This is a genomic window from Streptomyces phaeofaciens, from assembly GCF_014648915.1.
GTDB classification, from domain to species: Bacteria; Actinomycetota; Actinomycetes; order Streptomycetales; family Streptomycetaceae; genus Streptomyces; species Streptomyces phaeofaciens.
In genome coordinates, this window is sequence record NZ_BMSA01000012.1 from 250,551 (window position 1) to 262,883 (window position 12,333).

At 68.3% G+C, this 12,333-nt stretch carries 12 protein-coding genes; 3 read left to right on the forward strand and 9 right to left on the reverse strand.

Annotation, left to right across the window (positions count from 1 at the left end; all coding sequences use genetic code 11):
- Nucleotides 1–85: 85 nt before the first annotated feature.
- From IE275_RS21695 to rpmH, 9 genes are all read right to left on the reverse strand, one after another.
- Nucleotides 86–703, reverse strand: coding sequence for a GNAT family N-acetyltransferase (locus IE275_RS21695; protein WP_189712997.1), 618 nt, complete (start codon nucleotides 701–703; stop codon nucleotides 86–88).
- A 322-nt stretch (nucleotides 704–1,025) separates the two neighbouring features.
- Nucleotides 1,026–2,126, reverse strand: coding sequence for a ParB/RepB/Spo0J family partition protein (locus tag IE275_RS21700; RefSeq protein ID WP_189712998.1), 1,101 nt, complete (start codon nucleotides 2,124–2,126; stop codon nucleotides 1,026–1,028).
- Nucleotides 2,123–3,196: an AAA family ATPase gene (locus tag IE275_RS21705; RefSeq protein ID WP_189713019.1), complete on the reverse strand. Its 1,074-nt coding sequence runs from the start codon at nucleotides 3,194–3,196 to the stop codon at nucleotides 2,123–2,125. The genes IE275_RS21700 and IE275_RS21705 overlap by 4 nt, the downstream gene beginning before the upstream one ends.
- Before the next feature lie 393 nt (nucleotides 3,197–3,589).
- Nucleotides 3,590–4,306, reverse strand: a complete 717-nt coding sequence (gene rsmG, locus IE275_RS21710) for a 16S rRNA (guanine(527)-N(7))-methyltransferase RsmG (protein ID WP_189712999.1) — start codon at nucleotides 4,304–4,306, stop codon at nucleotides 3,590–3,592.
- A gap of 117 nt (nucleotides 4,307–4,423) precedes the next feature.
- Entirely contained in the window at nucleotides 4,424–4,936 is a 513-nt protein-coding gene (locus tag IE275_RS21715) for a Jag family protein (protein WP_189713000.1), read from the reverse strand.
- Nucleotides 4,937–4,951: 15 nt separating this feature from the next.
- A complete protein-coding gene (gene yidC / locus IE275_RS21720) occupies nucleotides 4,952–6,217 on the reverse strand; it encodes a membrane protein insertase YidC (RefSeq protein ID WP_189713001.1) in 1,266 nt (421 codons plus the stop codon).
- Between the two features lie 3 nt (nucleotides 6,218–6,220).
- The gene (gene yidD, locus IE275_RS21725) at nucleotides 6,221–6,574 is read right to left on the reverse strand and encodes a membrane protein insertion efficiency factor YidD (protein WP_189713002.1); all 354 of its coding nucleotides are present in this window, start codon (nucleotides 6,572–6,574) and stop codon (nucleotides 6,221–6,223) included.
- A complete protein-coding gene (rnpA, locus tag IE275_RS21730) occupies nucleotides 6,571–6,942 on the reverse strand; it encodes a ribonuclease P protein component (RefSeq protein WP_189713003.1) in 372 nt (123 codons plus the stop codon). Before rnpA ends, yidD begins: the two co-directional genes overlap by 4 nt.
- Nucleotides 6,943–6,963: 21 nt before the next feature.
- Nucleotides 6,964–7,101, reverse strand: coding sequence for a 50S ribosomal protein L34 (rpmH, locus tag IE275_RS21735; RefSeq protein ID WP_018846094.1), 138 nt, complete (start codon nucleotides 7,099–7,101; stop codon nucleotides 6,964–6,966).
- Nucleotides 7,102–7,484: 383 nt separating this feature from the next.
- Between rpmH and dnaA the strand changes: the two genes are divergently transcribed.
- The 3 genes from dnaA to IE275_RS21750 form a co-directional block, all read left to right on the forward strand.
- A complete protein-coding gene (dnaA, locus tag IE275_RS21740) occupies nucleotides 7,485–9,437 on the forward strand; it encodes a chromosomal replication initiator protein DnaA (RefSeq protein ID WP_189713004.1) in 1,953 nt (650 codons plus the stop codon).
- A 1,011-nt stretch (nucleotides 9,438–10,448) separates the two neighbouring features.
- Nucleotides 10,449–11,579, forward strand: a complete 1,131-nt coding sequence (gene dnaN / locus IE275_RS21745) for a DNA polymerase III subunit beta (protein ID WP_189713005.1) — start codon at nucleotides 10,449–10,451, stop codon at nucleotides 11,577–11,579.
- Between the two features lie 209 nt (nucleotides 11,580–11,788).
- Nucleotides 11,789–12,333 (forward strand): NAD(P)-binding domain-containing protein (locus IE275_RS21750; protein WP_229870427.1); only part of this gene is annotated, 545 nt, incomplete at its 3' end.

Consider the following 12,333-nt stretch of genomic DNA (forward strand, 5'->3'; position numbering starts at 1 on the left):
ACGGTCGATGTTTCACGTGAAACACGAATGGGCCGACCCGAAAGGGTCGGCCCATTCGCATGACACGACGCTCCCGACCGCACCCCTACAGCGGGCGCAGTGCCGGCTCCTTCCGGGCGCCCCCCAGCAGCCGGTCGAGCGCCATCTCCATGTCTTCCTTCCAGGAGAGCGTGGTCCGCAGCTCCAGCCGCAGCCGAGGATGGGAGGGATGGTGGCGCACCGTCTTGAAGCCGACCGCCAGCAGATGCTCGGCCGGAAGCAGACACGCGGGATCCTTCCAGCGGGCGTCACCGAACGCCTCGATCGCTCTGAAGCCTCGGCGCAGCAGATCCTTGGCCACCGTCTGGACCATCACCCGGCCCAGCCCCTGGCCCCGGTAGCCCGGCATGATGAACGCGGTCATCAGCTGCACGGCATCCGGTGACACCGGGCTCGTGGGGAAGGCCGTGGAGCGCGGCACGTAGTCGGGCGGGGCGTAGAGCACAAAGCCCACAGGAACGTCGTCGACATAGACGACCCGGCCACAGGAGCCCCAGTCCAACAGGACAGCGGAGATCCAGGACTCCTTCTCCAGGGCGGCCGTTCCGGCTTTTACCGCGGCCGCGCCGCTGACGGGGTCCAGTTCCCAGAAGACGCACGCGCGACAGCGCTGGGGAAGGTCTTGAAGGTTGTCCAGCGTGAGCGGTACGAGCCGACGCCCCATGAAGGCTGATCCTCGCTTCCTTCGCCCGCGCAGTCGCGGGCGGCTGTCAGAGCACTGCGTTCCCTGAGCAGGCTGCCGACGAAGCCGCCGACCGCGCCAAGACCCAGCCCTGCGCTCACCAGTCCGGTCCGGCTCATCGTTCGCATGGCCCCCGCCTCCCCGTCCGAGATGCTGCGTCGGTGGATGCGCCATAACCCCACCGCATCGTATCCACCCTGCGATTCCATCGATACCGCCTGAAAGCAAAGAGCGAGCCGTGTCCCGGACACACCGGACACGGCTCGCTCAGAGGGTGCTCAGAGGACAGGACGTGAGCCTCGGCTCAGCCGTCCGTCTCCTCGGTGTCGTCCTCCCCCAGGCCTCGCTGAAGGACCGGGCCCTCTCCAGGGGCGAGTGAACCGAGGATGCGCTCAAGGTCCTCCATGGAGGCGAACTCGACGGTGATCTTGCCCTTCTTCTGCCCCAGGTCGACCTTCACCCGCGTCTCGAAGCGGTCCGAGAGCCGGGTCGCCAGGTCGGTCAGCGCCGGGGAGACCCGGCCACCGGCCCGCGGCCCCTTGGCACGCTGAGCGGCTTGGGGCCGGGAGCCCATGAGGGTGACGATCTCCTCGACAGCCCTCACCGACAGCCCCTCGGCCACGATCCGGTGGGCCAGTCGGTCCTGCTCCTCCGAGTCGTCCACGGAGAGCAGCGCCCGGGCGTGCCCGGCGGAGAGCACTCCGGCCGCGACCCGGCGCTGCACCGCCGGCGAGAGCTTCAGCAGACGCAGCGTGTTGGAGACCTGCGGGCGGGACCGGCCGATGCGGTCCGCCAGCTGGTCGTGCGTGCAGTTGAAGTCCTTCAGCAGCTGGTCGTAGGCCGCCGCCTCTTCCAGCGGGTTCAGCTGGGCGCGGTGGAGGTTCTCCAGCAGGGCGTCCAGGAGAAGCTTCTCGTCGTCGGTGGCCCGGACGATCGCCGGGATCGCCTCCAGACCCGCCTCGCGACAGGCCCGCCAGCGCCGCTCGCCCATGATCAGCTCATAGCGCCCGGGGCCCAGCTGCCGTACGACGACCGGCTGGAGGAGACCGACCTCCTTGATGGAGGTGATCAGTTCCTGGAGCGCGTCCTCGTCGAAGACCTCACGAGGCTGACGCGGGTTCGGCGTGATCGCGTCGAGGGGAAGCTCCGCGAAGTGCGCACCGACGGGCGGCGCGGGCGTCTCCGTGGAACCGATCGCCGACGGCTCCTCTGTTTCACGTGAAACAGGCGGCAGCGTGGCCACCTTCGCCGCGGCCACTCCGCGGTCGGTCGTCAGGACCGGAACAGCCGTGGGGGCCGTGGAACCCACGCCGCCCATCGCGGACTGCGCCGGATTGATCTCCGTCGGGGCAGCAGGGATCAGCGCGCCAAGGCCACGGCCCAACCCCCTCCGTCGCTCACTCACTGGATCCCCTCCACCATGCTCGGATTGTTCTGGGCGCCGCTATGGGCGTGTGTGGCGTCGTATCTGATGCCGACGCCCCTCAGCGCGATCTCTCGGGCCGCCTCGAAGTAGGAGAGGGCGCCACTCGAACCCGGATCATAGGTCAGCACCGTCTGCCCATAGCTCGGCGCCTCGGAGATACGGACCGAGCGGGGAATGCTCGTCCGCAGCACCTCTTCGCCGAAGTGGGTGCGCACCTCTTCCGCGACCTGGGACGCGAGTCGCGTCCGGCCGTCGTACATGGTGAGCAGGATGGTCGACACATGCAGGGTGGGGTTGAGGTGGCCCCGCACCAGGTCGACGTTGCGCAGCAGCTGGCCCAGGCCTTCCAGCGCGTAGTACTCGCACTGGATCGGGATGAGGACCTCCGCGCCGGCCACCAGTGCGTTGACCGTCAGCAGCCCGAGGGAGGGCGGGCAGTCGATGAGGACGTAGTCCAGCGGCTGCTCGTAGGCCTGGATGGCCCGCTGCAGTCGGCTCTCTCGGGCCACCAGGGACACCAGCTCGATCTCCGCACCGGCGAGATCGATCGTGGCGGGGGCGCAGAAGAGGCCTTCGACATCAGGGACCGGCTGGACGACCTCCGCAAGCGGGCGGCTGTCGACCAGCACGTCGTAGATGGACGGAACCTCGGCGTGGTGATCGATCCCCAGGGCGGTGGACGCGTTGCCCTGCGGATCGAGGTCGACCACCAGGACACGGCCACCATGGAGGGCCAGGGACGCGGCAAGGTTGACGGTTGTCGTCGTCTTGCCGACCCCGCCCTTCTGGTTGGCGACGACGATGATGCGGGTCTGCTCAGGACGTGGCAGACCCTCGCCGGCGCGGCCCAGTGCTTCCACCGCTAGTTGGGCAGCACGACCGATCGGGGTGTCGTCCATCGGGGGCGGTGTTTCACGTGAAACATCCTCCCCAAAGGACTCGGTACGGGGACCGGGGACCGGGTCGGCCATCGGTCCCGCGATGTTGGCGTCGGACCGCAAGGATTCACTCTCCTCGACTTCAAGCTCGCAATGAACAGAGCCTGCCATGTCTTCGGGGTCGTGAACCAGTGAGGCCTGGGGTTCTGTGGAGAAATCCACCTCTGTGGACAACTCCCGTCCCTTATCGAGTGACCCAAGAGGCTTACGGTCGCGGGGTTCAGCAGCGGCGCGACCGCGGCTGATGATGCCGTGGAGCAATGAGCGACGTTTCACGTGAAACACGATGCACAGCGTCCACGGCTGAACTGTCGCGACACTCCGTCATACGTAGGTGGGGCAGCTTGTGTGGAGTACGGCTTGTCGTCGGACGTCACCAGACACCCCACGCACGAGGCATCGCCACACGTGCCTCGCGACCGGCTCCCTCCCGCGCACCCCACCACCGACACGCGTCACCACCGATGGGCCTCACCACCGACGCACCCCACCACCGACACAGGGTCAGCGACGGCGACGCGTCCGCCCCGTCCGGGCCGCCTTGGCCCGCTTGGCCGCGAACCGGACGCCGCCGGGGCTCTCCCCGACCTCGACCCGCACCACGGTGGAGAGCGGATCGACCACATCCTCACCCACATGGAGGATCGAGGTGCCGACCGCGCCGAGCTTGCTCAGGGCGGCGCCCGCACTCTTCAGCTCCTCCTCGGCGGTGTCGCCCTTGAGGGCGAGCATCTCACCATAGGGGCGCAGCAGCGGGATGCCCCACGTGGCCAGACGGTCCAGCGGTGCCACCGCGCGGGCGGTCACCACATGGACCGGCGGCAGCTTGCCCATGACCTCCTCGGCACGGCCGCGGACCACGGTCACATGGTCCAGGCCCAGCAGCTCGACGACCTCGCTGAGGAAGTTGGTGCGCCGCAGCAGCGGCTCCAGCAGGGTGATCTTCAGATCCTCGCGCACCAGGGCCAGGGGGATGCCGGGCAGGCCGGCTCCCGAGCCGACGTCGCACACCGTCACACCCTCGGGCACGACCTCGGAGAGGACCGCGCAGTTCAGGATGTGCCTCTCCCACAAGCGGGGCACCTCACGCGGGCCGATGAGCCCGCGCTGTACTCCCGTCTCGGCCAAGAGCTCGGCGTACCGGACCGCATCTGCGAAGCGATCACCGAATACCTCGCGTGCCACCTCGGGCGCGGGGGGGAGCTCCGCTGCCTCCGTCACGGGGACCGTCCTTCCGTACCGCATCAGCGCGTCCAGCGCCGACCACCAGAACTACAGGCTGACAAAGACCGGCCCCGTCTGCGCAACAGACGGGGCCGGGGAAACGTACGTACCGAATCAGTTGGGCAGGACGACGACGAACCGCTGCGGCTCCTCGCCCTCCGACTCGCTGCGGAGCCCCGCGGCCTTGACCGCGTCGTGGACGACCTTGCGCTCGAAGGGTGTCATCGGCTTCAGCTTGACCGGCTCGCCGCTGTTCTTGGCGTCGGCGGCGGCCTTGGCACCCAGCTCGGACAGCTCGGTGCGCTTCTTGGCCCGGTAGCCAGCGACGTCCAGCATCAGCCGGCTGCGGTCGCCGGTCTCCCGGTGCACGGCCAGGCGCGTCAGCTCCTGAAGCGCCTCCAGCACCTCGCCGTCCCGGCCGACCAGCTTCTGAAGCTCACGCGTGCCGCTGTCGCTGATGATCGACACCGAGGCACGGTCTGCTTCGACGTCCATGTCGATGTCGCCGTCGAGATCGGCGATGTCCAGCAGACCCTCGAGGTAGTCCGCCGCGATCTCGCCCTCCTGCTCCAGGCGGGTCAGGGTGTCTGCACCCTCGGCAGCGGCGGAGGTGGTGCCTTCCGTCACGGGATGGGCTCCTTCTTACTTCTTGGACGGGGACTTGGGGCGCTGCGGGCCGCCCTTGCGCTGCCCGGACTGGGCCTTGCTGCGGCCTCCGCTGCCGGGCTTGGGAGCGGCCTGCTGGGCGCTGCCGGAAGGCTTGGCGTCCTCGGGCTCGTCGGACTTGCTCAGCGAGGTGGTCTCGCCGGCCGCCTTCGGGCCGCCCTGGCGCTGGGCCTTGGTCTGTCGCTTGGGCTGCTGACGCCTGGCGGCCGCGCTCGTGGACGTGCCGTCCTCGGTCTCGACGGCGGCCTGGGCCTCGCCCTTGATCACGGTGCCGTCGGCCTGGGCCACGAGGCCCGCCTTCGTCAGCCCGTTGATGAACTTGCGTTCGGCGTCGTTGCGGTCGCGGCCCTTGGTCACGATGGCCTTGACGATGGCCTTCTCACCGCGGCCACGGGTCTTGCCGTGGTGCGTGACGTGCTTGTGCAGGCGCTCCAGGTACGCGATCTGGGCCTTGGAACCCGGAGTCGGGTTGTTCCGGATGACGTACATCTGCTGGCCCATGGTCCACACGTTGGTGGTCAGCCAGTAGACGAGGACACCGACGGGGAAGTTGATGCCGAAGACGGCGAACATGATCGGGAAGACGTACATCAGCATCTTCTGCTGCTGCATGAACGGCGTCTTCACCGAGGTGTCGACGTTCTTCGTCATCAGCTGGCGCTGCGTGAAGAACTGCGACGCCGACATCAGGACGATCATGATCGCGGTCACGACGCGGACCGTGGTCAGCGACGCGTCGAGGGCCTGGACCTCCGCCGCGCTGTCGGTGAACTTCGCCGCCAGCGGAGCACCGAAGATGTGGGCCTTCTGCGCGCTCTGCAGCAGGCTCTCGTTGATGACACCGATGGTCTCGTTGTTCGCGATGCCGTTGAGCACGTGGTACAGGGCGAAGAAGAACGGCGACTGCGCCAGGATGGGAAGGCACGAGGAGAGCGGGTTGGTACCCGTCTCCTTGTACAGCTTCATCATCTCTTCGGACTGGCGCTGCTTGTCGTTCTTGTAGCGCTCCTGGATCTTCTTCATCTCCGGCTGGAGCGTCTGCATGGCCCGCGTCGCCTTGATCTGCTTCACGAAGAGCGGGATCAGGCAGATACGGATCAGGATCACCAGAGACACGATGGACAGGCCCCAGGCCCACCCGGTGTCAGGGCCGAAGATGGCGCCGTACACCGTGTGGAACTGGACGATGACCCAGGAAACGGGTGTCGTGATGAAGCTGAAGAGGCTGGCAATCGTGTCCACTAATCATGCTCCTTGGGCATGGGACGGGCTCTCTGCGGCCGGGCTCGAGGAGGGGTTCTCCTCGGTGGCCGTTTCGGCGGCGGATGTCCCGCCCCTGCGTGCACGCCAGGCGTCGCGCAGCAATTCGTGCCACCGCGGGCGCTTCCGCGGCGGGACATGGTCCACGCCCCCCAGCGACCACGGGTTGCACCGAAGGATGCGCCAGGCGGTGAGTGCCGTGCCCTTGATCGCGCCGTGCCGGTCGATGGCCGTGTATCCGTAGTGGGAGCACGACGGGTAGTACTTGCACACCGGCCCGAGCAGTGGACTGATCGTCCACTGGTAGAGCTTGATCAGAGCCAGTAGCGGGTACTTCATCGCGCGCCCCCTCCCAGCAGCCTTTGCAGGGCGGCATCAAGGTCTTGGGCCAGCTGTGCGTGGTCGGCGTCACCCGCGTCGGGCAGCGCCCGTACGACTACCAGGCTACCGGGGGGCAACAGAAGGACTCGGTCGCGCATCAGGTGACGCAGTCTGCGCTTCACCTTGTTCCGCACGACCGCTCCGCCCACAGCCTTGCTCACGACGAAACCCGCACGCGTCGGGGGAGCGCTCTCCCCAGGCGCGTGCGGGTCCGTGTCACCGCTTCGAAGGTGCACGACGAGGGTCGGGCGTCCAGCCCGACGACCCCGTCGTACCGCGGTCGCGAAGTCTTCGCGCCGCCTCAGCCGATGCTCGGTAGGCAGCACGACGTCATGACCTGATCAGGCTCAGGCGGACAGGTTGGCGCGACCCTTGCTGCGGCGGTTCGCGAGAATCGCGCGGCCGGCACGGGTGCGCATCCGCAGGCGGAAGCCGTGGGTCTTGGCGCGACGACGGTTGTTCGGCTGGAAGGTGCGCTTGCTCACTCGGGGGCTCCAGAAACTAATTGGTGGTGGCGGGGTGCCGTCCTGGCTGTCACCGTGCGCCCACGAGTAGCTCTCGTTACGCCCGAGTGCACCGCTTCCCGATCACCTGACGCGATCTGTGCCCATCGGAGGCAGGCGGCAGCAGCCATCGACAACTCGACCTGGTTACGGTACGCGCGGCTGCGCCATTCGGTCAAACCGGGGGCTTGAGGGAGACACTATCCACAGCCTGGGGACAACAACTTGAACCGCACCCGTCGCCCTGACTACCGTGGTTGGACTCCGATTCGTTCCTTTGTCCCCTTGTTCTTGGCTTCCCCCGCTTTGAATCCCGACCCGTCCCACCATCACACGAACGTGGGACCCACGAGAGAGCGTGCCCTGTGGCTGACGTGCCTGCCGATCTTGCCGCAGTGTGGCCACGAGTACTGGAGCAGCTCCTCGAGGGCCGTGGTCAGGGTGTCGAGACCAAGGACGAACACTGGATCCGGCGCTGCCAGCCGCTCGCGCTGGTCGCGGACACCGCCCTGCTGGCCGTACCGAACGAATTCGCGAAGGGCGTCCTGGAGGGCCGGCTCGCGCCGATCGTCAGCGAGACGCTGAGCCGTGAGTGCGGCCGCCCGATCCGCATCGCCATCACCGTCGACGACTCCGCCGGCGAGCCCCCGGCCCCGCCGGCGCCCCCCGTCCAGCAGCAGCGCTACGAGGAGCCCGAGCTCCCGTCGTACGACAGCGGATACGACAAGGGCTACGACAACCCGTACGAGGGCTACGGCCGGCACCGCGCCGAACAGCAGCCCCAGCAGCCCCAGCAGCCGCAGCAACCGCAGCAGCCCGGCGACCAGCACCCCGGCGCGCGTCCGGACCCGCAGATGCCCACCGCGCGCCCCGCGTACCCCTCGGAGTACCAGCGCCCCGAGCCCGGCGCCTGGCCGCGGCCGCAGCAGCAGGACGACTACGGCTGGCAGCAGCAGCGCCTGGGCTTCCCCGAGCGCGACCCGTACGCCTCCCCCTCGCAGGACTCCTACGGCGCCCAGGACCCGTACGGCTCGCCGCCCCAGGACTCCTACGGTCCGCCCGCGCACGACTACCGTCCGCAGTCGATGGAGCGGCCGCCGTACGACCAGTCGCCGTACGAGCAGAAGCGTTCCGACTACGAGACGTCACGTTCGGAGTACGGCCAGCGCGATCCGGGCCGGCGTGAGCTGCCCGAGCCGCCGGCCGGCGGCGGTCATCCGCACCGGGGCGGCGGTCCCGGCGGGCCGTCCGCGCAGCCTCCGGCGGCGAGCGGGCCGGGCGAGCCGACCGCGCGGCTGAATCCGAAGTACCTCTTCGACACGTTCGTCATCGGCGCCTCCAACCGGTTCGCGCACGCGGCCGCGGTCGCCGTCGCCGAGGCGCCCGCGAAGGCGTACAACCCCCTGTTCATCTACGGGGAGTCGGGCCTCGGCAAGACGCACCTGCTGCACGCGATCGGACACTACGCGCGGAGCCTCTACCCGGGGACGCGGGTGCGGTACGTCAGCTCGGAGGAGTTCACCAACGAGTTCATCAACTCCATCCGCGACGGCAAGGGCGACAGCTTCCGCAAGCGGTACCGCGAGATGGACATCCTGCTGGTCGACGACATCCAGTTCCTGGCGGACAAGGAGTCGACGCAGGAGGAGTTCTTCCACACGTTCAACACGCTCCACAACGCGAACAAGCAGATCGTGCTCTCCAGCGACCGGCCGCCCAAGCAGCTGGTGACGCTGGAGGACCGGCTGCGGAACCGTTTCGAGTGGGGTCTGATCACCGACGTCCAGCCGCCCGAGCTGGAGACGCGAATCGCGATCCTGCGGAAGAAGGCGGTGCAGGAGCAGCTCAACGCCCCGCCGGAGGTGCTGGAGTTCATCGCCTCCCGGATCTCGCGCAACATCCGTGAGCTGGAGGGCGCGCTGATCCGGGTGACGGCGTTCGCCTCGCTCAACCGCCAGCCGGTGGACCTGGGGCTGACGGAGATCGTCCTGAAGGACCTGATGCCCGGCGGCGAGGACTCGGCGCCCGAGATCACCTCCACGGCGATCATGAGCGCCACGGCCGACTACTTCGGCCTGACCGTCGAGGACCTGTGCGGCACCTCGCGCGGGCGGGCGCTGGTGACGGCCCGCCAGATCGCCATGTACCTGTGCCGTGAGCTGACCGACCTGTCACTGCCGAAGATCGGCGCGCTGTTCGGCGGCCGCGACCACACCACGGTGATGCACGCGGACCGCAAGATCCGCAATCTGATGGCCGAGCGGCGCTCGATCTACAACCAGGTGACCGAGCTGACCAACCGCATCAAGGCCGGCTGAGAACACCGCGCACCCGCCGTCGAGGGCGCCTCGGGGAGCAGTTCCCGGGGCGCCCTTCTTCGTGCCTCGGGGACGCCTCGGGGACGCCTGGGCTCCCCAGGGTGTCTCCAGGGGGCGGCAGCAGCCCTGAAGGCGTCGCAGGGGAGGCCCAACACGTGCCCCGGTCCCGCCGCGGAGCCGCCGCGGGCCGCCCCGGGGCCGCCGTGAACCCCACCCGCCCGTCATCCGCTGTTCGATTAACCGCGAGGTTACGGCCGCTCTCCACAGATTCGGTGACTTTTTCCCGTCCACACCCTGGGGACCGGGAAGTTGTCCAGACTGTATCCACAGGGAGCCCTGTTGAAAGACCATCAGACCAGGTCACCTGGTTGTGGATTCGTGGACGAAGGATGTCCACAGGCTGTGGACAGAGAAATGATCCACAGCCTGTGCGCGGAGTTGTCCACCGGCCGCCCACAGGCTGGGGCCGGTTGTCCCCAGCGATCACCGGCTTCTCCACATCACTGTCCACTGTTCGGCAACGAGACGCGCCTGCTCACCGTGTCGAGTGAAAGGCGTCACACGAAGCTGCCGGGTTGGCCTGTGGGAAACACGGGTAAAGCTGGGGACGATGTTGGGGAGAAGTCGGCCCTGCCTGTGCATGGAGTGTGCAGAACTTTCTGTTCTCCACAGATCGGCCCGGTTGTCCACCGCCTCCGCCCACAGGGCCAGTGGATAAAAAATCGCCTCTGAGCTGCGAAAACGGGGTTATCCACGGTATCCACAGCCCCTACTACTACTCCCGACTAGAGAGAGCCTGAAATCCGCTTCGAAGTGGGGGCTGTGCACAACTCGCTCTCCGGCGTCCGGCTGCCCCTCGTCACGACTTGACCCCGAGCGGCACCTACTGTCAGTGCGGTGCGTCAGACTGGTCCCCGGTGGTCCTTCCCGTCACAGGGGCCGACCACACCGAGACCAGACGACGAAGCCAGGCAGGCCGAGAAGCGCCGGCAACAGCAGGAGGCGGCAAGAGTGAAGATCCGGGTGGAACGCGACGTACTCGCGGAGGCAGTGGCCTGGGCGGCTCGCAGCCTTCCGGCCCGTCCGCCGGCGCCTGTCCTCGCCGGCCTCCTGCTGAAGGCCGAGGACGGCGCGCTGAGCCTGTCCAGCTTCGACTACGAGGTCTCCGCACGGGTGTCCGTGGACGCCGAGGTCGAGGAGGAGGGCACGGTCCTCGTCTCCGGCCGGCTGCTCGCGGACATCTGCCGCGCCCTGCCCAACCGCCCGGTGGAGATTTCCACAGACGGTGTACGGGCGACGGTGGTCTGCGGCTCCTCCCGCTTCACCCTCCACACCCTGCCGGTGGAGGAGTACCCCTCGCTGCCGCAGATGCCGAACGCGACGGGCACGGTCCCCGGCGAGGTCTTCGCCTCCGCCGCCGCCCAGGTCGCCATCGCCGCCGGCCGTGACGACACGCTGCCGGTGCTGACCGGTGTGCGCATCGAGATCGAGGGCGACACCGTCACGCTGGCCTCCACCGACCGCTACCGCTTCGCGGTCCGCGAGTTCCTGTGGAAGCCGGAGAACCCGGAGGCCTCCGCGGTCGCCCTGGTGCCCGCCAAGACGCTCCTGGACACCGCCAAGGCGCTGACCAGCGGCGACAGCGTCATCCTGGCGCTCTCCGGCTCGGGCGCGGGCGAAGGCCTGATCGGTTTCGAGGGCGCCGGGCGACGCACCACCACCCGCCTCCTCGAGGGCGACCTGCCGAAGTACCGCACGCTGTTCCCGACCGAGTTCAACTCCGTCGCCGTGATCGAGACCGCCCCCTTCGTGGAGGCCGTCAAGCGTGTGGCCCTGGTCGCCGAGCGCAACACCCCGGTGCGGCTGAGCTTCGAGCAGGGCGTGCTCATCCTGGAGGCCGGCTCCAGCGACGACGCACAGGCTGTGGAGAGGGTCGACGCCCAGCTGGAGGGCGACGACATCTCGATCGCCTTCAACCCGACGTTCCTGCTGGACGGCCTGAGCGCGATCGACTCCCCGGTCGCCCAGCTGTCGTTCACCACGTCCACCAAGCCCGCGCTGCTCAGCGGCAAGCCGGCGCTGGACGCGGAGGCGGACGACGCCTACAAGTACCTGATCATGCCGGTGCGGCTGAGCGGCTGAGCGGCACCGACACCTGCCCGGTTGTCCACAGTCCGTGGACAACCGGGTCCCTGTTTGGGGAGAACGCGCAGGTACGAGGTGTGGATGGGGCCGAGACGGGCGGTACGTATGAGCGCGTATGCCCACAGGTGTGCGTGAGGGTCCGGGTTTAGGCTCGGACATGGGTACGAAGGTGCCCTCACGCCACACAGCGACCTAAGGAACAACTGATGGAGCTCGGTCTCGTCGGCCTCGGCAAGATGGGCGGCAACATGCGCGAGCGGATCCGCCGCGCCGGCCACACCGTCGTCGGATTCGACCGCAACCCGGACCTCGCCGATGTCCACAGCCTCGAAGAGCTTGTGGGCAAGCTCGAGGGCCCGCGCGTGGTCTGGGTGATGGTCCCGGCCGGTGCCCCCACCCAGTCGACGATCGACGAGCTGGCCGAGCTGCTGGAGCCCGGCGACGTCGTCGTGGACGGCGGCAACTCCCGCTGGACCGACGACGAGAAGCACGCCGAGGAGCTGGCCGCCAAGGGCATCGGCTTCGTCGACTGCGGTGTCTCCGGCGGCGTCTGGGGCCTGGAGAACGGCTACGCGCTGATGTACGGCGGTGACGCCGAGAACGTCGCCAAGGTGCAGCCGGTGTTCGACGCGCTGAAGCCCGAGGGCGACTTCGGTTCGGTGCACGCCGGCAAGGTCGGCGCCGGCCACTTCGCCAAGATGGTCCACAACGGCATCGAGTACGCCATGATGCAGGCCTACGCCGAGGGCTG